This window comes from Streptomyces cirratus (assembly GCF_014650775.1).
GTDB classification, from domain to species: Bacteria; Actinomycetota; Actinomycetes; order Streptomycetales; family Streptomycetaceae; genus Streptomyces; species Streptomyces cirratus.
Genome location: NZ_BMVP01000010.1, coordinates 73,166 through 95,045, shown reverse-complemented (window position 1 = coordinate 95,045; position 21,880 = coordinate 73,166). Strand labels below are relative to the sequence as shown.

At 71.5% G+C, this 21,880-nt stretch carries 22 protein-coding genes; 15 read left to right on the top strand and 7 right to left on the bottom strand.

Annotation, left to right across the window (positions count from 1 at the left end):
- Positions 1-4: 4 nt before the first annotated feature.
- Positions 5-1,015, bottom strand: coding sequence for a septation protein SepH (gene sepH / locus IE207_RS23050; RefSeq protein WP_190186180.1), 1,011 nt, complete (start codon positions 1,013-1,015; stop codon positions 5-7).
- A 531-nt stretch (positions 1,016-1,546) separates the two neighbouring features.
- On the opposite strand from sepH, the gene IE207_RS23045 reads away from it, so the two are divergent.
- On the top strand, positions 1,547-2,248 hold the full coding sequence (locus tag IE207_RS23045; protein WP_190186179.1) for a hypothetical protein: 702 nt from the start codon (positions 1,547-1,549) through the stop codon (positions 2,246-2,248).
- Between the two features lie 7 nt (positions 2,249-2,255).
- On the opposite strand, the gene IE207_RS23040 is transcribed toward IE207_RS23045, so the two are convergent.
- Positions 2,256-3,602, bottom strand: a complete 1,347-nt coding sequence (locus tag IE207_RS23040) for a D-arabinono-1,4-lactone oxidase (protein ID WP_190186178.1) — start codon at positions 3,600-3,602, stop codon at positions 2,256-2,258.
- Positions 3,535-4,806: an MFS transporter gene (locus IE207_RS23035; protein ID WP_190186177.1), complete on the bottom strand. Its 1,272-nt coding sequence runs from the start codon at positions 4,804-4,806 to the stop codon at positions 3,535-3,537. The genes IE207_RS23040 and IE207_RS23035 overlap by 68 nt, the downstream gene beginning before the upstream one ends.
- Positions 4,807-4,974: 168 nt before the next feature.
- Here IE207_RS23035 and IE207_RS23030 point away from each other — a divergent pair, with 168 nt between their 5' ends.
- Together IE207_RS23030 and IE207_RS23025 are read left to right on the top strand one after the other, a co-directional pair.
- The gene (locus IE207_RS23030; protein ID WP_190186176.1) at positions 4,975-6,114 is read left to right on the top strand and encodes a ferrochelatase; all 1,140 of its coding nucleotides are present in this window, start codon (positions 4,975-4,977) and stop codon (positions 6,112-6,114) included.
- Positions 6,115-6,128: 14 nt separating this feature from the next.
- Complete coding sequence (locus IE207_RS23025) at positions 6,129-6,959, top strand: inositol monophosphatase family protein (protein WP_190186175.1); 831 nt, start codon at positions 6,129-6,131, stop codon at positions 6,957-6,959.
- Positions 6,960-7,059: 100 nt separating this feature from the next.
- On the opposite strand, the gene IE207_RS23020 is transcribed toward IE207_RS23025, so the two are convergent.
- On the bottom strand, positions 7,060-7,227 hold the full coding sequence (locus tag IE207_RS23020) for a hypothetical protein (protein WP_190186174.1): 168 nt from the start codon (positions 7,225-7,227) through the stop codon (positions 7,060-7,062).
- Positions 7,228-7,488: 261 nt separating this feature from the next.
- Here IE207_RS23020 and IE207_RS23015 point away from each other — a divergent pair, with 261 nt between their 5' ends.
- The 4 genes from IE207_RS23015 (at position 7,489) to IE207_RS23000 (ending at position 10,995) form a co-directional block, all read left to right on the top strand.
- Entirely contained in the window at positions 7,489-8,142 is a 654-nt protein-coding gene (locus IE207_RS23015) for a response regulator transcription factor (protein WP_030036265.1), read from the top strand.
- A 4-nt stretch (positions 8,143-8,146) separates the two neighbouring features.
- The gene (locus tag IE207_RS23010; protein WP_190186173.1) at positions 8,147-9,391 is read left to right on the top strand and encodes a sensor histidine kinase; all 1,245 of its coding nucleotides are present in this window, start codon (positions 8,147-8,149) and stop codon (positions 9,389-9,391) included.
- Positions 9,392-9,774: 383 nt separating this feature from the next.
- A complete protein-coding gene (locus IE207_RS23005) occupies positions 9,775-10,071 on the top strand; it encodes a DUF4193 domain-containing protein (RefSeq protein WP_136212598.1) in 297 nt (98 codons plus the stop codon).
- A 12-nt stretch (positions 10,072-10,083) separates the two neighbouring features.
- Positions 10,084-10,995, top strand: a complete 912-nt coding sequence (locus IE207_RS23000) for a hypothetical protein (RefSeq protein WP_229873910.1) — start codon at positions 10,084-10,086, stop codon at positions 10,993-10,995.
- Positions 10,996-11,030: 35 nt separating this feature from the next.
- Here IE207_RS23000 and IE207_RS22995 read toward each other — a convergent pair whose 3' ends face one another.
- Complete coding sequence (locus tag IE207_RS22995; protein WP_190186172.1) at positions 11,031-11,495, bottom strand: DUF3093 domain-containing protein; 465 nt, start codon at positions 11,493-11,495, stop codon at positions 11,031-11,033.
- A 58-nt stretch (positions 11,496-11,553) separates the two neighbouring features.
- Here IE207_RS22995 and IE207_RS22990 point away from each other — a divergent pair, with 58 nt between their 5' ends.
- The 7 genes from IE207_RS22990 (at position 11,554) to IE207_RS22960 (ending at position 18,137) form a co-directional block, all read left to right on the top strand.
- Positions 11,554-12,138: a PaaI family thioesterase gene (locus tag IE207_RS22990; RefSeq protein WP_190186171.1), complete on the top strand. Its 585-nt coding sequence runs from the start codon at positions 11,554-11,556 to the stop codon at positions 12,136-12,138.
- Positions 12,138-12,674 carry a dUTP diphosphatase gene (gene dut, locus IE207_RS22985; RefSeq protein WP_190186170.1) on the top strand — a complete coding sequence of 179 codons (537 nt, stop codon included), beginning with the start codon at positions 12,138-12,140 and terminating at the stop codon, positions 12,672-12,674. Before IE207_RS22990 ends, dut begins: the two co-directional genes overlap by 1 nt.
- Before the next feature lies 1 nt (position 12,675).
- Positions 12,676-13,461, top strand: coding sequence for a DUF3710 domain-containing protein (locus tag IE207_RS22980; protein WP_190186169.1), 786 nt, complete (start codon positions 12,676-12,678; stop codon positions 13,459-13,461).
- A gap of 198 nt (positions 13,462-13,659) precedes the next feature.
- Positions 13,660-16,257, top strand: a complete 2,598-nt coding sequence (locus IE207_RS22975) for a DUF4118 domain-containing protein (RefSeq protein ID WP_229873909.1) — start codon at positions 13,660-13,662, stop codon at positions 16,255-16,257.
- Complete coding sequence (locus IE207_RS22970; protein WP_190186168.1) at positions 16,254-16,940, top strand: response regulator; 687 nt, start codon at positions 16,254-16,256, stop codon at positions 16,938-16,940. The genes IE207_RS22975 and IE207_RS22970 overlap by 4 nt, the downstream gene beginning before the upstream one ends.
- Before the next feature lie 24 nt (positions 16,941-16,964).
- Positions 16,965-17,384, top strand: coding sequence for an OB-fold nucleic acid binding domain-containing protein (locus IE207_RS22965; protein ID WP_190186167.1), 420 nt, complete (start codon positions 16,965-16,967; stop codon positions 17,382-17,384).
- Between the two features lie 3 nt (positions 17,385-17,387).
- Positions 17,388-18,137 (top strand): DUF3159 domain-containing protein, encoded by a 750-nt coding sequence (locus tag IE207_RS22960; RefSeq protein ID WP_190186166.1) that lies wholly within the window; start codon positions 17,388-17,390, stop codon positions 18,135-18,137.
- Between the two features lie 125 nt (positions 18,138-18,262).
- Here the strand turns inward: IE207_RS22960 and IE207_RS22955 are convergent, their stop codons facing one another.
- Both IE207_RS22955 and IE207_RS22950 read right to left on the bottom strand, forming a co-directional pair.
- On the bottom strand, positions 18,263-18,925 hold the full coding sequence (locus IE207_RS22955; RefSeq protein ID WP_190186165.1) for a potassium channel family protein: 663 nt from the start codon (positions 18,923-18,925) through the stop codon (positions 18,263-18,265).
- Positions 18,922-19,590: a potassium channel family protein gene (locus tag IE207_RS22950; protein ID WP_190186164.1), complete on the bottom strand. Its 669-nt coding sequence runs from the start codon at positions 19,588-19,590 to the stop codon at positions 18,922-18,924. The genes IE207_RS22955 and IE207_RS22950 overlap by 4 nt, the downstream gene beginning before the upstream one ends.
- 210 nt (positions 19,591-19,800) lie before the next feature.
- On the opposite strand from IE207_RS22950, the gene IE207_RS22945 reads away from it, so the two are divergent.
- The gene (locus IE207_RS22945; protein ID WP_190186163.1) at positions 19,801-21,849 is read left to right on the top strand and encodes an APC family permease; all 2,049 of its coding nucleotides are present in this window, start codon (positions 19,801-19,803) and stop codon (positions 21,847-21,849) included.
- Positions 21,850-21,880: the final 31 nt, after the last annotated feature.

The window sequence follows — 21,880 nt, the reverse complement described above, 5'->3', positions numbered from 1 at the left end:
CCCGTTACTCCTGTTTCTTGCGGCGGGTGCCGAAGACGATCTCGTCCCAGCTCGGGACCGCCGCGCGGCGGCCCGGGCGGACGCCGTCGGCTTCCGCCTGGCGGTCCGTGGTGCCGGTGAGGCGTTCGCGGTGGCCCGCGACCGTGCGCGGCATCAGGACGTCGGCGTACGCGGTACCGGCGCCCGCCGAGGCGGCCGGGGGCTCCTCCGCCTCCGGTTCCTCCGCCGGGTCGTCGGGGCGTTCGGGGACCACCATGTCGCCCCGGAAGCTCGGGACCGCCTCCAGCAGGCTGGTCAGCGTGTCCCGTTCCTCCTCGGGCTCCGGCGCCGGCGCGGCGCCCCGCTCCAGTTGGCGGTCGAGCGCGCGGTCCAGCGGCCGGTCGCGCGGCAGCCGCGCGATCCTGGGTACGAACGGGAAACTCGGCTCCGGTGTCGCCGGCAGGTCGTCGGACTCGCCGATCAAGGACCGGGCTTCGTCGTCCACGGCCACGACCAGCCGGCGCGGCGGGTCGTACGACCAGCTGGCGGAGTGCGGTTCGCCCGCGACGCGGTAGACCAGCAGGACTTCCCAGGTGCCGTCGTCCCGGCGCCACGAGTCCCACTGCACGGACTCCTTGTCCGCCCCGCGCAGCGTCAGCCGCTCCTGCACCGCCTCGCCGAGCTGTGGCCCGGTGTTCTCACCGGGGCGGCGCACCGGTGTCTTGCGGGCCCGCTCGGCCATGAACGCGCGCTCCGCGAGGACCGGGCCCTCGAAGCGGCGCACGCGGTCGACGGGGATGCCGGCGAGCTGGGCGACCTCCTCAGCGGAGGCACCGGCCCGTATGCGGGCCTGGATGTCACGGGGGCGGAGGTGGCTCTCCACCTCGATCTCGATCTGGTTCAGGCGCGCACGGTCGTTGCGCACGGCAGCCCGTAGACGCTCGTCGATCGGAAGCGTGTACTCCGTGCTGTCGGCAGCTTTGAGCACCAGTCGTGTTCCGTCATTGGAGACGGCCACGACACGCAGTTCGGGCATGGGGACCTCCCGGGTGGTGCCTGCCGACGTCACGTGCGTCGCTGCTTCCGCTAGTCGAGTGTGGCCTGCCCGGGTGCAGCCTGCCACAACCTTGCCGAGTTAAACCGGCGTGTCGGGCATGCGCCCTTGATCGCCGTTATGGCACGGTTACCTGTTGGGCACGCACAGTGACCGAACGATTACTCTGCGCATCAGGAACCCGTGCGACACCGCGGCACCGCCGGTCTTGAGTGCCGTTTCTCCATCGTCGGCCCCCTCTCCCGGGCCCGGACATCCGAAAGGAAGGACGGCCCCAGGGCTCGCCACAGTACTCCATTCGGGCCACCTGGGTGGACCGCCGCGCCGCCGAAGTTGTCCCGGTCGGCGGGAGTTGGCCTGCCCTGAAGCGGGGGCCCTGTGCGGCCGACCTGCGGCGCGGTCCGTTTTCGGGTGTCTTGCTTCACAGAATCCACAGAAGCGGAACTATCCCTTTCGTCCGGGTGTCTGTAACTACCGGAAGAGGAGAGGCGCGAGAGGCAGGGCATACACGGGATGGCACAGGACGGAACCGCACCGGAGAAGAAGAAGCTCGACCTGAGCGTCGCTCAGATCGCCGGCTCCTCCCTCGCCACCGTCGCGGCGGCACTGCTCGCCTCGAAGCTGGGCGTGTACGGGACCATCCTGGGCGCCGGGGTCGTGAGCGTGGTCGCCGCCGCCGGCGGGCCCGTCATCCAGCACCTGTTCCGCAGTACCGGCGACCGGCTGCGCGGCGCCGCGGGCAGCGCCCGGCCGCAGGTCGGCACGCCACAGCCCCCGGCCGAGGGTGAGTTCGGCGAGGCCACCGTCCACGGCACCCGCGTACGGGGCTGGAAGCGCACGGCGGTGGCATCGGGGGCCGCCTTCGCCATCGCCATCGGCGGGCTCGGCGTCTACGAGGCCGCTGCCGGCACCTCGATCAGCGACGGCGGCGGCACCCTCCTGTCCGGCGGCACCCGCAAGGCCGCCGACCACGGGCAGCGCCCCGGGCGCGAGGACGGCAAGGGCGGCGGGACCTCCCCGGACCCCGGGCGCTCCGGCGGCCGGAGCCCGGAGCCCGACCCGGCCCCCTCGCGCTCCGCGGACCACGCGCCGACCCCGACCCCGAGCCCCTCGGAGCCGGACCCGACGCCCCCGCCGAAGCCCAGCCCCACCCCGACGCCGTCCTCGACGCCCAGCCCGCCACCGCCACCGCCACCGACGGCGAGTCCCTCCTGAACCGCCGTCAGGCGCCCAGGACCCGCCTCAGGTAGTCGTTGCCGAACAGCCGGTCCGGGTCGAGCCGGTCGCGAAGGGCGGTGAACTCGCCGAAGCGCGGGTAGACCCGGGCGAAGTACTCGGCGTCCCGGGTGTGCACCTTGCCCCAGTGCGGCCGCCCCTCGTGCGCGGTGAAGATCCGCTCGGCCGCGGTGAAGTAGGCCTGGTACGGCGTGCCCTTGTACATGTGCACCGCGATGTACGCCGTCTCGCGCCCCGAGGCCGTCGACAGGGTGATGTCGTCCGCCGGAGCCGTCCGCACCTCCACGGGGAAGCTGATCCGCAGGTCGGATCGGTCGACCAACGCCTTGAGCTCCCTCAGGGCCCCGACGACGTGCTCGCGCGGGAGGGCGTACTCCATCTCCACGAAACGCACCCGGCGCGGACTGGTGAACACCTTGTACGGGATGTCGGTGTAGGTCCGCGCCGACAGGGCGCGGCTCGCGACGCGGGCGATGGAGGGGATGGCCGCCGGAACGGCGCGGCCGAGCGAGTTGACCGCCTGGAAGAGGCCGTTGGACAGCAGCTCGTCCTCGACCCAGGCGCTGACCGGTCCGGGCGGGGCGGCCGGGCCCTGGCTGCGGTTGTTCCGCTTGGTGTTGCAGTTGCCGGTGTGCGGGAACCAGTAGAACTCGAAGTGCTCGTTCTCCGCGACGTGCTCGTCGAACTCGGCCGTCACCCGGTCGAAGCCCATCGGCTCCTCACGGGCGGTCAGGAAGAAGAGCGGCTCGACGGCGAAGGTCACCGAGGTGACGATGCCGAGCGCCCCGATGCCGAGCCGTGCCGCCGCGAAGACCTCGGGGTTCTCCTTCTCGGAGCACGTCAGCAGCCTGCCGTCCGCGGTGACCAGTTCCAGGGCGCGGATCTGCGCGGCGATGGAGGCCGAGTCGCGGCCGGTGCCGTGGGTGCCGGTGCTGGTGGCGCCCGCGACCGTCTGTTCCATGATGTCGCCCATGTTGGTGAGCGACAGGCCCTCCCGGGCGAGGGCCACGTTCAGGTCCTTGAGCACCGTTCCCGCCGCCACGGTGACGGTCCCGGCGGTCCGGTCGACCGCCGTGATGCCCCGCAGCGCCTGGGGGCGGATGAGCACCCCGTCGGTCGCGGCGGCCGCGGTGAAGGAGTGGCCGGTGCCGACCGCCTTCACCCGCAGCCCGTCCGCGGCGGCCCGGCGGACCGCCTCCCGCAGCTCCCCGACCGAGGCCGGGGTCACCACCCGGGCGGGCGTCGCGCTGACGTTCCCCGCCCAGTTACGCCACGCGGCCGGCTTCCCCGCCGCTCCTGCCCGCCCGTTCTGTCCTGCTGTCGCCGTCCCCATCGGTAGCTGGCTCCTCCCCTTGCGCCGGCCTCGTCAGCCGGCGGTAACCCGCGAACGCCACCGCCGCCGCGGTCGCTCCCGCCGATATGGCGACGACGTAGCCGCTCTTGGCGCCGGCCGCGTCGATGACCAGGCCGGCCACGGAGGAGCCGACCGCGACACCGACCGCGAGGCCGGTGCTGATCCAGGTCATGCCCTCGGTCAGCTTCGCGCGCGGTACGTGCGCCTCGATCAGGGCCATCGTGGTGATCATCGTGGGAGCGATGGCGAGGCCCGAGACGAAGAGCGCCACGGCCAGAAACGGCAGGTTCCCGGCCAGTAGGAGGGGGATCATACTCACGGCCATCGCACATACGCCCAGCACCCATCGGCGTTCGGCCGTTCCTTTGAGGCGCAGGAGGCCGAAGACGATCCCGGCGAGGCAGGACCCGAGGGCCCACACGGCGAGGATCACACTCGCGAGTGGTTTGTGGCCGCGCTCGTCGGCAAAGGCGAGCGTGGCCACGTCGATCGAGCCGAAGATCGCCCCGGTCGCCACGAACGTGGCCACGAGCACCTGGAGACCGGGGGAGCGCAGCGCCGAGGTCCGCTCCCCGTGCCCGTCGTGCGGGTGCGGCTCCGGTTCCGTGGCGCGCTGCGCCGTCAGCCACCAGACGCCCACGAGCAGGCACGCGGCGGCCACCAGCGGCCCGGCTTCCGGGAACCAGGTCGTGGACAGGGATATCGCGACGATCGGCCCGAAGATGAAGCAGACCTCGTCGACCACGGATTCGAAGGAGTACGCGGTGTGCAGGCTCGGGGTGTCCCGGTAGATCGCCGTCCACCGGGCGCGGACCATCGAGCCTACGCTCGGCACGCATCCCGCGAGGACGGAGAAGACGTACAGCGTCCAGTCCGGCCAGCCGTTCGCCGCGGCGATCAGCAGTCCGGCCACCGACGCGACGGCGAACAGGGTCGCGGGGCGCAGCACCCGCCGCTGTCCGTGGCGGTCGACGAGCTTGGAGATCTGGGGGCCGACCGCCGCGGCGGAGAGGGCGAGGGCTCCGGTGAGCGCGCTCGCCAGCCCGTAGCGGCCGGTGATCTCCGAGATCATGGTCAGGATGCCGACGCCCACCATGGATATCGGCATGCGGCCGATGAACCCGGCTGCGCTGAACCCCTTCGTGCCTGGGGCGGCGAAGATCGCGCGGTAGGGACTGGGCACGGGCCCTCCGTAGGGGACGTCGACGGCCTCAACAGGTTACGGCCGCCGACGAGGCACCCGCATGGCGAGAAAACGGACTGAACTAAGGGTGACCTTACTCCTGACGTGCGCCAGGGTGGCGGCCGGGTCCGTTTCCCGCCGCAGCCGCCTGGTGGCAGGATTCGACGCATGTCCGACCAGCTCCGCGCCCCCGACGCCGGCCCCTACGACGCCCTGCTGCTGCTCTCCTTCGGTGGCCCCGAGGGCCCCGAAGACGTCGTGCCGTTCCTGGAGAACGTCACGCGCGGGCGCGGCATCCCCCGCGAGCGGCTCAAGGAAGTCGGGCAGCACTACTTCCGCTTCGGCGGCGTCAGCCCCATCAACGGCCAGAACCGCGAGCTCCTGGACGCCCTGCGCAAGGACTTCGCCGAGCACGGCCTGGACCTGCCCGTGTACTGGGGCAACCGGAACTGGGCGCCCTACCTCACCGACGTGCTGCGGGAGATGGCCGCCGACGGGCGCCGCCGCATCGCGGTGCTCGCCACCAGCGCGTACGCCTCGTACTCCGGCTGCCGCCAGTACCGGGAGAACCTCGCCGACGCGCTCGCCGCGCTCGCCGAGGAGGGCGTGGCCGAACTGCCGCGGGTGGACAAGCTGCGGCACTACTTCAACCACCCGGGTTTCGTGCAGCCGATGGTCGAGGGCGTACTCGCCTCGCTGGCCGCCCTGCCGCAGGACGTGCGCGCCGGCGCACACCTGGCGTTCACCACCCACTCCATCCCGACCGCGGCCGCCGACACCTCCGGCCCCGTCGAGGAACACGGCGACGGGGGCGCGTACGTCAGGCAGCACCTGGACGTCGCCCGGCTGATCGCGGACGCGGTGCGCGCAGAAACGGGCACCGAACTGCCCTGGCAGCTGGTCTACCAGTCGCGCAGCGGCGCCCCGCACATCCCCTGGCTGGAGCCCGACATCTGCGACCACCTGGAGTCCCTGCACGAGGCGGGCGCCCCGGCCGTGGTCATGGTGCCGATCGGCTTCGTTTCGGACCACATGGAAGTCCTGTACGACCTCGACACCGAGGCGACGGCCAAGGCCGCCGAACTGGGCCTGCCGATTGCCCGGTCGGCGACGGTCGGCGCCGACCCGCGGTTCGCTGCGGCGGTACGGGACCTCGTGCTGGAGCGGGCCGCCGCCGAACGCGGCGAAGCGGTGGAGCGGTGCGCGCTCGGGGCGCTCGGCCCCAGCCACGACCTCTGCGCGGTGGGCTGCTGCCCCGCGCGAGCACCCCGGCCGGCGGCCGCGGGCGTCGACAGTCCGTACGCGTAGGGAGTGGGACGAGCATGGTTTCCGACGAACGGGCCCCGGGCGCACCGAGTGCCGGGCTGAAAGCCGAACTGCTGGCCGTGGGCCTGGACGCCGCCCGGAAGGCGGGCGAGCTGCTGCGGGACGGGCGGCCCGCGGACCTGGCGGTGGCGGCGACCAAGTCCAGCCCCATCGACGTGGTGACCGAGATGGACATCGCGGCGGAGAAGCTGATCACGGGCATCCTCGCGCAGCGCCGGCCGCTGGACGGGCTGCTCGGCGAGGAGGGCGCCGACAGCCCCGGCACGAGCGGCGTGCGGTGGGTCGTCGACCCGCTGGACGGCACCGTGAACTACCTGTACGGGCTGCCCAGCTGGAGCGTGTCGATCGCGGCCGAGTACCGCGGCGAGACGGTGGTCGGCGTGGTGGCGGCGCCGATGCGCGGGGAGACGTACCACGCGGTGCTCGGCGAAGGGGCGTGGCTGGGGGACGTCCGGCTGCGGTGCCGCGCGGCGGCGCCGCTGGACCAGGCGCTGGTGGCCACCGGGTTCGCCTACCTCCAGGCCCGCAAGGAGCACCAGGCGGAAGTGGTGCGGCAGATCCTGCCGCGGGTGCGGGACATCCGCCGCGCCGGATCGGCGGCCCTGGACCTCTGTGACGTCGCCGCCGGGCGGCTGGACGGGTACTACGAGCGCGGGCTGAACCCCTGGGACCTCGCCGCGGGGGACCTCGTCGCGCGCGAGGCCGGCGCCGTGACGGGCGGCCGGCCCGGCGAGCCGGCCTCGGGGGAGCTGGCGCTCGCCGCCACCCCGGCGGTGTTCGCCTCGCTCCAGCCGCTGCTGGACGAAGCCGGGGCCTGGCACGACTGACCCGGCCCGCCGCCGGCATGAGTGGACCCCGGCCGCCCTGGGGGCGACCGGGGTCCAATAGCTGTCGGGGTCAGGCGGCGCTCGGTCGGGCAGCGTTCGTTCAGGCAGCGGTGACGGGCACGCCGTGCTCGGCCGCGAGGCGCTGGAGGTCCTCCAGCTCCGCCTGTTCCACATCCGCGAGGTAGTCGTCGCCCGTCTCACGGGCCTTGCTGAGGTCCGACTGCGTGGCCCTGATGCGCTGCAGGAGACCCGCGGTGAATGCGTCCATGGTGGGTGCGCCCCCTCTTCGTGGGTCGCGGCGGTGCTGCCCGTGGCAGTCCGCCGTCAGGAGTGGATGGGGTGTTCCATCGTCCTCCCCGGCACCCTGGGCGCAGAAACCTCGTGAGCCCATCGAATCATCGCCTCCGTCCCCCCGCGCATCGCCCGCGGCGGGCGCCCATGGCGCCTTACAGCCGGTTTACCGCCGAAACGGGCAGGATGGGCGACGCAATACACGTGTGCCCTTCTGGGCTCGAAGGAAGGAAACGACGTGCGCGTACTCGTCGTCGAGGACGAGCAGCTGCTCGCCGATGCGGTGGCCACGGGCCTGCGCCGGGAGGCCATGGCCGTGGACGTCGTGTACGACGGCGCCGCGGCCCTGGAGCGCGTCGGAGTGAACGACTACGACGTGGTCGTGCTCGACCGGGACCTCCCGCTGGTGCACGGGGACGACGTCTGCCGCAAGATCGTGGAGCTCGGCATGCCCACGCGCGTGCTGATGCTGACCGCCTCCGGGGACGTCAGCGACCGGGTGGAGGGGCTGGAGCTCGGGGCGGACGACTACCTGCCCAAGCCGTTCGCCTTCACCGAGTTGACCGCCCGCGTGCGCGCCCTGGGCCGGCGTACGACGGTGGCCCTGCCGCCCGTGCTGGAGCGCGCCGGGATCAAGCTGGACCCGAACCGGCGCGAGGTCTTCCGGGAGGGCAGGGAGGTGCAGCTGGCGCCGAAGGAGTTCGCGGTGCTGGAGGTCCTCATGCGCAGCGAGGGGACCGTGGTCTCGGCCGAACAGCTGCTGGAGAAGGCGTGGGACGAGAACACCGACCCGTTCACGAACGTGGTGCGCGTGACGGTCATGACCTTGCGCCGCAAGCTCGGTGAACCGCCCGTCATCGTGACCGTGCCGGGTTCCGGATACCGGATCTGACGTCATGGCAGCGACTCCGGCGCCACCAGCGGCACCACCGAAACCGACCTGGGACCCCGGCCAGCCCGAGGGTCCTTTCCCGTGGCTGCGGCCGACCATCCGCATACGCCTCACCCTGCTGTACGGCGGGATGTTCCTGATCGCGGGCATCCTGCTGCTGTCGATCATCTACCTGCTGGCGGCCCAGGCCCTGCGGGAGGGCAACGCCCTGCCCTTCAAGATCGTCGGCGGTACGAAGATCGAAGTCACCAGTACGACCTGCTCCGGCGTGGGCGCCGACATGTCGTTCGACCAGTTCTACTCGGCGATCAGCCAGTGCATCTTCGACCAGCGCCGGCACGCCCTGGACGACCTGCTGAGCCGGTCGCTGATGGCCCTGCTGGGCCTGAGCATCATCGCCTTCGCCTTCGGGTACGCGATGGCCGGACGGGTCCTCTCGCCGCTGGGCAAGATCACCCGCACCGCCCGCCGGGTGGTGGGCACCGACCTGACCCGGCGGATCGAGCTGGACGGGCCGGACGACGAGCTCAAGGAGCTCGCCGACACCTTCGACGAGATGCTCGACCGGCTGGAGCGGGCCTTCACCGCCCAGCAGAGGTTCGTCGCGAACGCCTCGCACGAGCTGCGCACGCCGCTCGCGATCAACCGGACGCTGCTGGAGGTGCACCTCTCCGACCCCGGGGCCCCGGTGGAGCTCCAGCAGCTCGGCAAGACGCTCCTGGCCACCAACGAGCGCAGCGAGCAGCTGGTCGAGGGGCTGCTGCTGCTCGCCCGCAGCGAGAACCAGATCGTCGAGCGCAAACCCGTGGACCTGGCGGAGGTCGCCTCGCGCGCCATCGACCAGGCGCGGGCGGAGGCCGCGGCGAAGGGCGTGGAGATCCGCGGCGAGCGGTCGCTCGCCGTCGTCCAGGGCAACGGCGTGCTGCTGGAGCGGATCGCCCTGAACCTGGTGCAGAACGCCGTTCGCTACAACGTGCCGGAGGACGGCTGGGTCGAGGTCACGACCGAGGTCCAGCACGGCCAGGCGGTGCTCCTCGTATCGAACACAGGTCCCGTGGTTCCCGCGTACGAGGTGGACAACCTCTTCGAGCCGTTCAGACGGCTGCGTACGGAGCGAACGGGCAGCGACAAGGGTGTGGGGCTCGGCCTGTCCATCGCGCGCTCCGTGGCGCGCGCACACGGCGGCCGCATCCAGGCGACGCCCCGCGAGGGCGGTGGCCTCGTGATGCGTGTCACTTTGCCCCTGTGACCAGGGCGCGCTCATGTTCGCTATCGGCTGAATTCGCGACCCGCAAGGCGGGGGCTCGCTGTGTGATCGATCACATGGGCGAGTGTCCGATCGTGCGCGTTCCGTCACTCCAGGGAGGCCGGAAAGCCCGGGAAGTCCGGGTTTCCGGCCCCCCAAATGGCGGGAAATACACGGGGTGGCGTTTGTGCAAGGCGGCCTCCGGACCGTGTACGGTCCCGGTCGTCATCCCAGCCGCAAGCCCCTTCGGGGGCCCGGCTGGGTGTCGATTGAGTAACAGACCTTGATGTGAGGCAAAATCTCCGCCTCAGGTCGGGCACAAGTCCGGCCTCTCGCGCGTTACGTGCGCTGAGACACCGCTAAATCCCAGAGGGGGAGAGCGAACCATGGCAACGGACTACGACACTCCGCGCAAGACCGACGACGACGTAGACAACGACAGCATCGAAGAGCTGAAGGCTCGGCGCAACGAGAAGTCCCACTCGAATGTGGACGTGGACGACTTCGACGCGGCGGAGGGCATGGAGCTTCCCGGTGCCGACCTCTCCAACGAGGAGCTGGCCGTCCGGGTCCTGCCCAAGCAGGCGGACGAGTTCACCTGCATGAGCTGCTTCCTGGTGCACCACCGCAGCCAGCTGGCACGCGAGAAGAACGGTCAGCCGATCTGTCGCGACTGCGACTGAGAGGCCCCGGCCGTGAAAGGGTCGTCGCCCTTCCGGAAGCGCCGCTTCCGGAAGTCTGGTGATCCAGCGGAGACGCGGGTGGAAACGGGCCCGGAAACGGGCACCGCGACCTCCGGCGATTCCGCCGTGCCCTCCGACACCGCCCCCGCGGTGCCGTCGGCCGAGGCGGCCGACGACGGGCCCCGCACGTCCGGGACCCGTCGGATGAAAGCCGTCAGGAACGGTGTGCGCAGGGGCGGCGAAGGTGCGAAGGCCGCCGCCCTGTACATCACCGAGCGCGTCATCGAGAACGCACCGCGCGTTCCGGTTCGGGACCTCGCGACCCTGCGCGCGCAGTTCCCGGGCCTCGACCCCGACAAGCTCGCCGACAAGCTGATCGCCGGCGCCGCACACGCCACGTCCGTCGTCGGGGCCGGTGTCGGCGCCGCGGCGATGCTGCCCGTACCGCCCGCCATGCCGGCGGAGATGGCAGCGGAGATCACCGGGGTGGCCGCGATCGAGCTGAAACTGATCGCCGAACTCCACGAGGTCTACGGGCAGCGGCCCCCGGGGAACCTCAAGGAGCGCAGCGTCGCCTACCTCACCTCCTGGACGGAGGAGCGCGGCGTGGACCTGACCAAGCCGACGACGCTGAACGCGGCGCTGGGCGGTCAGATGAAGCGCGAGCTGCGCCAGCAGATCACCAAGCGCATGGTCCGCAACATGCCGAACCTGATGCCGTTCCTGGTGGGCGCGGCCGTCGGCGCCGTCATGAACCGCCGCGACACCCGGAAACTCGCCCACAAGGTGCGGGACGACCTGCGGGCCCGTGCCGTGCCCTGGGACGCCCTTCCCCAGCTGCCGCCCCTTGAGCGGGCCACAGGGCCCCTTCCCGAGGCCACCAGGGCCGCCATCGAGGGACAGGAATCCGAAGGACGCCGTTAGCCCGGCCGCGGGAAAGCCGGCCTCGAAGGGCGCCGTCAGGCGGTCTGCGTCCGCGCCGTGCGGATCGCCGCCGCCAGGGCCTCGGGCTCGCGGGTGGAGACGTAGACGTAGGGCGTCGGGTCCGCCGGGTCGGTGACCTCGACGCGGACCGCCGTCGCAACGTAGCTGCGCAGCAGCATGAACGCGCGGGTGTCGGCCTTGTACGTGCGCCAGGCCAGGGCCTCCTCCGCGTCCAGGACCTCCGGCTCACCCAGGGCCGCCACCGGGATGCGTGCCTGGCCCGCCGCCAGCGCACCGTTGACCACGCGCACGCGCGCGGAGCCGTACGAACTCACCAGCATCCCCGCCAGCGCCGTACCCCCGACCAGCCCGGCCAGCAGCGGCAGCGTGCCCAGCGGAAGCAGCATCAGGGCGCACGCGGTACCGGTCAGTACGGCGATGGCCCACCAGGAGCGGGGGGCGGTCAGACGTTCGTCGTGGTGCGCGGTGGAGAGCTGCATGGCCTCAAGCCTGCCACGGGGCGACCCGCGGGTAGCGGCGCGGGTAAGGTCAGCGGCTGTGAGTGGACGAAACACAGCGTTGACGCCCCCGGCCGACGCCACGGCGCCGGTCCGGCACCCCGACGCGCCGGCACCCGGCGAACTCCTCGGTGCGCACTACGAGCACTGCTTCGGCTGCGGCGGCGGCCAGCCGCACGGCCTCCACTTGGAGGCCCGGGCCGGCGAGGGCGTGCGCGTCACCGCCGAGTTCACCGTCAAGCCCGCCCACCAGGGCGCGCCCGGTCTCGCGCACGGGGGCGTACTGGCCACCGCGCTCGACGAGACGCTGGGCTCCCTGAACTGGCTGCTGCGCGTCATCGCGGTGACCGGGCGGCTGGAGACCGACTTCGTCAGGCCGGTCCCGCTGGGCACCGTGCTGTACCTGGAGGCCGAGGTCACCGCCGTCGCCGGACGGAAGATCTACTCCACCGCCGTCGGCCGAATAGGAGGCCCGCAAGGGCCCGTCGCCGTATGCGCCGACGCCCTCTTCATCGAGGTGAAGGTCGACCACTTCATCGACAACGGCAGGCCCGAGGAGATCCGGGCGGCAATGGCCGATCCGGACCAGGTCAGGCGCTCGCGCGCCTTCGAGGTGAACCCCTGATGACTCAGAACGACCGTGCACCGGTCGACGTGCTGATCCGCCGCGTCGACCCCGAGGTGCCGCTGCCCTCCTACGGCCACCCGGGCGACGCGGGCTGCGACCTGGTGACCACCGAGGCCGCCGAGCTGGCGCCCGGCGAGCGGACCGTACTGCCCACCGGCGTCTCCATCGCCCTGCCCGACGGGTACGCCGCCTTCGTGCACCCCCGCTCGGGCCTGGCCGCGCGCTGCGGGCTCGCGCTCGTGAATGCCCCGGGGACGGTGGATGCCGGGTACCGTGGGGAAATCAAGGTGATCGTGGTCAATCTCGACCCGCGCGAGAGCGTCAGGTTCGAGCGTTTCGACCGCATTGCCCAGCTGGTTGTCCAGCGGGTCGAGAAGGTGCGCTTCCACGAGGTGGCGGAACTTCCCGGCTCGGCCCGGGCCGAGGGGGGTTTCGGCTCCACCGGCGGTCATGCGGCCGTGGCCGGATCCGGAGCTGGTCAGCAGGGTGGGAATGGCTACGCTTCGGTCGTAACCGACCGGGAAGGACAGTGACGTGTTCGGACGTCGCAAGAAGAACGACTCCGTCAACGACGGCGGCGCGGCCGAGCAGGTCGTCGAGAACGAGCACGGCGACGAGCAGAACGACGCCGAGCAGCTCGACGACGCCACGCCCCGTCGCGTGAACCTGCCGCCGGCCCCGCGGCCCGACGGCCCCTGGGACGTCTCCGAAGTGCCCGGCAAGCCGGAAGACGGCCGGGTCGACCTCGGCGGCATCCTCGTACCCGGTGTCGAGGGCATGGAGCTGCGCGTGGAGGTCGCGGGCGACGCGATCGTCGCCGCGACCGTGGTCCTCGGCGACAGCGCGGTGCAGCTGCAGGCCTTCGCCGCGCCCAAGAAGGAAGGCATCTGGGGCGAGGTCCGCGACGAGATCGCCGCCGGCATCACCCAGCAGGGCGGCATCATCGACGAGGTCGAGGGCCCCCTGGGCTGGGAGCTGCGCGCGCAGGTGCCCGTACCGCTGCCCGACGGGCAGACCGGCGCGCAGCTGGTGCGGTTCGTCGGCGTCGACGGCCCGCGCTGGTTCCTGCGCGGCGTCATCTCCGGCCAGGCCGCGGTGCGCCCCGAGGCCGGCAGTGTGCTGGAGCAGATCTTCCGGGACACCGTCGTCGTGCGCGGTGAGGGCCCGATGGCGCCCCGCGACCCGATCGTCCTCAAACTGCCGAACGACGCCCAGATGGTGCCCGACGGCGTGCAGACGACCGGTGACGCGGAGGGGTCCCGCTTCGGCGGCGACATGGGTCAGCTGGAGCGCGGACCGGAGATCACCGAGGTCCGCTGACCGCCTGCTTCTCCCGCTCCTCAGCGTTTCCCGGCGCTTGCCGGCGCTCCTCAGGCCGGTGGGCCGTACCCCTCGCGGGTGCGGCCCACCGGCCTTCGCGGGCCGCGCGGCGGGCGGCGCCGTCAGGGATCCGTCAGGGATGGGCGCGCGGGGCGCCATCGGTCTGTGAAGTGCGCGGACGTCCCCGAGAATGGGCGCATGGGACGCGGCAAGCTACGGATCTACCTCGGCGCGGCACCCGGTGTGGGCAAGACGTACGCCCTGCTCTCGGAGGGCCACCGCCGGGTCGAGCGGGGCGGTGACTGCGTCGTCGGCTTCGTCGAGCACCACGGCCGGCAGCGGACCGGGGCGCTCCTCCACGGGCTGGAACAGGTGCCGCGGCGGGAGGTCCGCCACAGGGACGCCGTCTTCACCGAGATGGACGTGGACGCGCTCCTGGCGCGGCGGCCCATGGTGGCACTGGTGGACGAACTGGCGCACACCAACGTCCCCGGCTCGCGCAACGCCAAGCGCTGGCAGGACGTCGAGGAGCTGCTCCGGGCCGGCATCGACGTCGTGTCGACCGTGAACATCCAGCACCTGGAGTCCCTCGGGGACGTGGTCGAGTCCATCACCGGGGTGCGGCAGCGGGAGACCGTGCCGGACGAGGTGGTGCGGCGGGCCGACCAGATAGAGCTGGTCGACATGTCGCCCCAGGCGCTGCGGCGCCGGATGGCCCACGGGAACATATACAAGCCCGACAAGGTCGACGCGGCCCTGTCCAACTACTTCCGTCCCGGCAACCTCACCGCGCTGCGTGAGCTGGCCCTGCTGTGGGTCGCCGACCGGGCCGACGAGTACCTGCGGCAGTACCGGGGCGAGCACGGCATCCGCTCCACCTGGCAGGCGCGCGAGCGGATCGTCGTCGGGCTCACCGGCGGCCCCGAGGGGCGGACCCTGATCCGGCGCGCCGCCCGTCTCGCCGAAAAGGGCGCGGGCGGCGAGGTGATGGCCGTGTACATCGCCCGCAGCGACGGGCTGACCTCCGCCTCGCCCAAGGAGCTCGCCGTCCAGCGGACGCTGGTGGAGGACCTCGGCGGAACGTTTCACCATGTGATCGGCGACGACATCCCAGAGGCCCTGCTGGAGTTCGCCCGCGGGGTCAACGCCACCCAGATCGTGCTCGGCTCCAGCCGCCGCAAGGCCTGGCAGTACGTGTTCGGGCCGGGCGTGGGCGCCAGCGTCGCCCGCGACTCCGGGCCCGACCTGGACGTGCACATCGTCACCCACGACGAGGTCGCCAAGGGACGCGGGCTGCCCGTGGTCCGCTCGGCCGCCCGGCTCGGCAAGACCCGGATCGTCGCCGGCTGGGTGGTCGCGGTGGTGTTCCCCGCCCTGCTCGCGGTGCTGCTCACGCACATGAGCGCAGACCCGGGCCTCGCCAACGAGATGCTGCTGTTCCTCGCGCTCACGGTGGCCGCGGCGCTGCTGGGGGGTCTCGTGCCCGCCCTCGCCTCGGCGGCCTTCGGCTCGCTGCTGCTGAACTACTACTTCGCCCCACCCCTGCACCGCCTCACCATCTCCGACCCCAAGAACATCGTCGCCATCTCGGTCTTCTTCGGGGTGGCGGTGGCCGTCGCCTCCGTCGTGGACACCGCAGCCCGGCGCACCCAGCAGGCCGCCCGGCTGCGCGCCGAGTCCGAGATCCTGTCCTTCCTGGCGGGCAGTGTGCTGCGCGGGGAGACCACCTTGGACGCACTGCTGGAGCGGGTGCGGGAGACCTTCGCCATGGAGTCCGTGGCCCTGCTGGAGCGGGCGAACGACGTGGAACCCTGGAAGCCGGCCGGCAGCGTCGGGCCCGGCCCCGTCGCCCGGCCCGAGGACGCCGACGTGGACATGCCGATCGGCGACCACATGGCACTGGCCCTGTCCGGGAGGGTGCTGCCCGCCGAGGACCACCGGGTGCTGGGCGCCTTCGCCGCGCAGGCGGCCGTGGTGCTGGACCGGCAGCGGCTGGTCGGGGAGGCCGAGGAGGCCCGCCGGATGGCCGAGGGCAACCGCATCCGGACCGCGCTGCTCGCCGCCGTCAGCCACGACCTGCGCACGCCCCTGGCCTCCATCAAGGCGTCGGTGTCCTCCCTGCGCTCCGACGACGTGGAGTGGTCGCAGGAGGACCGGGCCGAGCTGCTCGAAGGGATCGAGGACGGCGCCGACCGGCTCGACCACCTCGTGGGGAACCTGCTGGACATGTCCCGGCTCCAGACCGGCACCGTCACCCCGCTGATCCGGGAGATCGACCTCGACGAGGTGGTCCCGATGGCGCTGGGCGGCGTACCCGAGGACAGCGTGGTGCTGGACGTACCGGAGACGCTGCCGATGGTGGCGGTGGACCCGGGGCTGCTGGAACGGGCGGTGGCCAACGTCGTGGAGAACGCCGTCAAGTACAGCCCGCCGGGGCAGCCGGTGGTGGTCGCGGCGAGCTTCCTCGGCGACCGCGTCGAGGTGCGGGTCGTGGACCGCGGGCCCGGGGTGCCGGACGAGGCCAAGAACCGGATCTTCGCCCCGTTCCAGCGGCACGGGGACGCGCCACGCGGAGCGGGGGTGGGCCTCGGGCTCGCGGTGGCCCGCGGCTTCGCGGAGGCCATGGACGGGACCCTCGCGGCCGAGGACACGCCGGGAGGCGGGCTCACGATGGTGCTGACCCTGCGGGCCGCCGCCCGGGGAACCCCGCACGGCTCCGGCCACGTTGATCCTGTCGATCAACCTGTTGATCCGTTCGACCTTCCCTCCGTACGACAGAAAGCAGGCCCACGATGACCCGAGTGCTCGTGGTGGACGACGAGCCGCAGATCGTCCGGGCCCTCGTGATCAACTTGAAGGCACGCAAGTACGAGGTCGACGCCGCCGCCGACGGCGCGCAGGCCCTGGAGCTCGCGGCCGCCCGCCACCCCGACGTGGTCGTGCTCGACCTGGGCCTGCCCGACATGGACGGCGTCGAGGTGATCAGGGGGCTGCGCGGCTGGACGCGGGTGCCGATCCTGGTGCTCTCCGCCCGCCACAGCTCCGACGAGAAGGTCGAGGCGCTGGACGCGGGGGCCGACGACTACGTCACCAAGCCGTTCGGCATGGACGAGCTGCTGGCCCGGCTGCGGGCGGCGGTCCGCCGCGCCGAACCCTCCACCGGCGCCGGGGAGGACGAGATCATCGTGGAGACCGAGGGTTTCACCGTCGACCTGGCCGCCAAGAAGGCCGTCCGCGAGGGACGGGACGTACGCCTGACGCCCACCGAGTGGCACCTGCTGGAAGTCCTCGTGCGCAACGGCGGGAAGCTGGTCAGCCAGAAGCAGCTCCTGCGGGAGGTCTGGGGCCCTGCGTACGGGACCGAGACCAACTACCTGCGGGTCTACATGGCGCAGCTGCGCCGCAAGCTGGAGGCGGACCCCTCGCGGCCGCGGCACTTCATCACCGAACCGGGCATGGGATACCGCTTCGAGAGGTAGCGGGCGCGCCGGTACGCTTCCTGTATGAGTGCTGAACCGCGTCCCGAGAAGCCCGCGAAACCGGCCAGGCCGGCGGGCCGGTTCCGCCGGATGATAGAGCGTCTTTCCACCTCCCAGGAGGAGCTGCATTCGGCGGAGCTGCAGGAGGACGCAGAAGCCGCGGGATGCACGCGGATCTGCGACTCCTACGACCGCGAGATAGTCAAGGTGACCGGCACCCTCCGGACGGTCACCCTGCGCCCGCGGGCCGGGGTGCCCGCCCTGGAGGCGGAGCTGTTCGACGGCTCCGCCGCGCTGGACGTGGTGTGGCTCGGGCGTCGCTCGATCGTGGGAATCGAGCCCGGGCGGCGCATGATCGCCTCCGGGCGGATCGCGATGAGTCACGGGCGCCGGGTCCTCTTCAACCCGAAGTACGAACTCCGACCGCTCGGACAGGAGCAGTAGCCGGTGACGTCACTCGACAAACCGAACATCCCCGCCCCGGACGGCGCCGGGCCGGCCGACCCCGCCGACGACCAGAAGGCCGCGACGCAGGCCGCGCTCTTCGACGCGTTCGGCGGCATCCGGGGCACCGTGGAGACGATGCTCCCCGGTCTGCTCTTCGTGATGATCTACACGATCAACAAGAACGTGGTGATGTCCGCCATCGCGGCGGCCGTCGTCGCGGTCGTGCTGGTCATCGTGCGGCTGCTGCGCAAGGACACCGTCAAGCACGCGTTCAGCGGTGTCTTCGGCGTCGGCGTGGGCGTGGCCTTCGCCCTCTTCACCGGCACCGCGAAGGGCTTCTACCTGCCCGGCATGATCTACGGGGCGGGGCTGGGGGTGGCCTTCACGCTCTCGGCGCTGATCGGCTTCCCGCTGCTCGGCGTCATCCTCGGGCCGGTGTTCAAGGAGAACCTGTCCTGGCGCACGCGCAACCCCGGTCGCAAGAAGGCGTACACCAAGGCCAGCCTCGCGTGGGGGATCATCTTCCTCGCCAAGTACGCGATCCTCTTCCCGCTGTACTGGTGGGGGGACGCGACCCAGCTCGGGTGGGTGCTGATCGCGCTCAAGCTGCCGCCGATGGTGCTGGCGGTGTACTTCACCTGGGTGTTCCTGGCGAAGGCGCCGCCGCCGATCGACGTCATCGCCGAGTACGAGGCCGAGGAGGCCGCCGAGAAGGCGGCGAAGGCCGCGGCGCGCGAGCGGCGGGCGTAACACCCGGCACACGCGGCCGTCTGGAGCCTTGAGACGGCACGCCGTCCGGGGCCCCCGGACGGCGAAGGGGCCGCCGACCACGTGGTGGTCGGCGGCCCCTTGGCGCGTGCGGCGCGTCAGTCGCGTCAGTGCCGGGCCTGGAGGAGGTCCTCCAGCTGCTCCTCGCGGGCCTGCGCGGCCACGAACAGCAGCTCGTCGCCCGGTTCCAGGGTCTCCTCGCCGTGCGGCGTGAGCACCCGGTTGCCCCGGATGATCGTGACCAGCGAGGTGTCCTCGGGCCAGCTGATCTCGCTGATCTGCGTGCCCGCGACCGAGGAGTCGGGCGGCAGCGTCAGCTCGACGAGGTTGGCGTCGCCGTGGCTGAAGCGCAGCAGCCGCACCAGGTCGCCGACGCTGACGGCCTCCTCGACCAGGGCCGACATCAGGCGGGGGGTGGAGACGGCGACGTCGACGCCCCAGGACTCGTTGAAGAGCCACTCGTTCTTCGGGTTGTTGACCCGCGCCACGACCCGGGGCACCCCGTACTCGGTCTTGGCGAGCAGGGAGACGACCAGGTTGACCTTGTCGTCACCCGTGGCGGCGATGACCACGTTGCAGCGCTGGAGCGCCGCCTCGTCCAGCGAGGTGATCTCGCAGGCGTCGGCCAGCAGCCACTCGGCCTGCGGTACCCGCTCCACCGAGATGGCGGTCGGCGCCTTGTCGACCAGCAGCACCTCGTGGCCGTTCTCCAGCAGCTCGCCCGCGATGGAGCGGCCGACGGCGCCGGCTCCGGCGATCGCGACCCTCATGCGTGTGCCTCCTCGGGCCCCTGGGCGAAGACCGCCTCGACCTTCTCGATCTCGTCCGTGCGCATCATCACGTGGACGAGGTCGCCCTCCTGGAGGACCGTCTGCGAAGTGGGCAGCGTGGCCTCGCCCAGGCGGGTGAGGAACGCCACGCGGACGCCGGTCTCCTCCTGGAGCGTGCTGACCTTGTGCCCGATCCAGGCGGCCGAGGTGTGCACCTCGGCGAGCTGCACACCGCCGCTCGGGTCGCGCCACAGCGGCTCCGCGCCCGAGGGCAGCAGCCGGCGCAGCATCTGGTCGGCGGTCCAGCGGACGGTCGCGACGGTGGGGATGCCCAGGCGCTGGTAGACCTCGGCGCGCTTGGGGTCGTAGATGCGGGCGGCGACGTTCTCGACGCCGAACATCTCACGGGCCACGCGCGCGGCGATGATGTTGGAATTGTCACCGCTGCTGACGGCGGCGAAGGCACCCGCCTCCTCGATGCCCGCCTCCCGCAGGGTGTCCTGGTCGAAGCCGACCCCGGTCACGCGGCGACCGCCGAACGACGCCCCCAGTCGACGGAATGCGGTGGGGTCCTGGTCGACTACTGCGACCGTATGACCCTGCTGTTCCAGGGTCTGCGCGAGGGCGGAGCCCACCCTTCCGCAGCCCATGATGACGATGTGCACGGCCGTCCTTCCGGCTGACAGCGGCTCGCTGATAACCAGCCTCATTGCATGCTCTGGCTAAACAGGGTCTCAGACCATGGCCCAAGCTACACACGGGCGGTCACCAGTGTGACCGTTTGGGGTGCAGGTGGGGGCTCATTGGAGCTTCATTGCCCGCGAATAGGGGCGGGGGGTTCGTCAGCCGGTTTTCGAACGCTTACGATCCTTGGCGTGTCCAAACTGACCGACGTGCCCAAACGGATCCTGATCGGCCGGGCGCTCCGCAGCGACCGCCTCGGAGAAACGCTCCTCCCCAAGCGGATCGCCCTACCCGTCTTCGCCTCAGACCCGCTCTCCTCGGTGGCGTACGCCCCCGGCGAGGTGCTGCTGGTCCTGTCGATCGCGGGCGTGTCGGCGTACCACTTCAGCCCCTGGATCGCGCTGGCGGTCGTGGTGCTGATGTTCACCGTGGTCGCGTCGTACCGGCAGAACGTCCACGCCTACCCGAGCGGCGGCGGTGACTACGAGGTCGCCAACACCAACCTCGGCCCCAAGGCCGGTCTCACCGTGGCGAGCGCGCTGCTGGTCGACTACGTACTGACCGTCGCCGTGTCGATCGCCTCCGGAGTGGAGAATCTCGGCTCCGCCGTCCCCTTCGTCGTCGAGCACAAAGTGCTCTGCGCGATCGGGATGATCTTGCTCCTGACGCTGATGAATCTGCGCGGCATGAAGGAATCGGGGCGACTGTTCGCGATTCCCACCTATGTCTTCGTCGCGGGCGTATTCATCATGATCGCGTGGGGTGCCTGGCGGGGCATCGTCCTCGACGAAACCATGAAGGCGCCCACCGCGGATTTCGAGATCAAGGCGGAGCACCAGGGCCTGGCCGGCTTCGCGCTGGTCTTCCTGCTGCTGCGCGCCTTCTCCTCGGGCTGTGCCGCACTGACCGGCGTCGAGGCGATCAGCAACGGCGTGCCCGCGTTCCGCAAGCCCAAGAGCAAGAACGCCGCGACCACCCTCGCCCTGATGGGCGCGCTGGCCGTGACGATGTTCTGCGGAATCATCGCCCTGGCGATGGCGACCGACGTGAGGATGGCCGAGAAGCCCGCGACGGATCTGCTCCACAACGGCGTGGCGGTCGGACCGGACTACGTACAGAACCCGGTGATCTCCCAGGTCGCCGAAGCAGTCTTCGGCGACGGCAGCTTCCTGTTCATCCTGCTCGCCGCCGCCACCGCGCTCGTCCTGTTCCTGGCCGCCAACACGGCCTACAACGGCTTCCCGCTGCTGGGCTCGATCCTCGCCCAGGACCGCTATCTGCCCCGTCAGCTGCACACCCGTGGCGACCGGCTCGCCTTCTCCAACGGCATCGTGCTGCTCGCGGGCGCCGCCGTCCTGCTGATCTGGATCTACGGCGCGGACTCGACCAAGCTGATCCAGCTCTACATCGTCGGCGTCTTCGTCTCCTTCACCCTCAGCCAGACCGGCATGGTCCGGCACTGGAACCGGCACCTGAAGGCCGAGAAGGACCAGGCCGTGCGGCGCCGGATGTTCCGCTCCCGGGCGATCAACGCCTTCGGCGCCTTCTTCACCGGCCTGGTGCTGGTCGTGGTCCTCGCCACCAAGTTCACCCACGGGGCCTGGGTCGCCCTGCTGGGGATGCTGATCTTCTACGGCACGATGACCGCCATCCGCAAGCACTACGACCGCGTCGCCGACGAGATCGCCGCCGACGAGGGGCCGAGCGACGACAGCGTGCGGCCCTCGCGGGTCCACTCGATCGTCCTGGTCTCCAAGGTGCACAAGCCCACGCTGCGCGCCCTTGCCTTCGCCAAGCTGACCCGCTCGGACACCCTGGAGGCGCTCAGCATCAGCGTCGACCCGGCCGAGACCAAGGCGCTCAAGGCGGAGTGGGAGCGGCGCGGCATCAACGTACCGCTCAAGATCCTGGACTCCCCGTACCGCGAGATCACCCGGCCGGTGGTGGAGTACGTCAAGGGCCTGCGCAGCGAGAACCCGCGCGACGCGGTCAGCGTCTACATCCCGGAGTACGTCGTCGGCCGCTGGTACGAGCACCTGCTGCACAACCAGAGCGCGCTGCGGCTCAAGGGTCGGCTGCTGTTCACGCCCGGTGTGATGGTCACCTCGGTGCCCTACCAGCTGGAGTCCTCGGAACTCGCGAAGCGGCGGGCGAAGAAGCGGCAGGACTGGAACGCCCCGGGTGCCGTGCGCCGCGGACCGGTGGACACCCCGCGGTCGAAGGACCGCGCGGGGAAGTAGCGGCCGCTGGCCGCTGGAGGGCCGGGCCGCT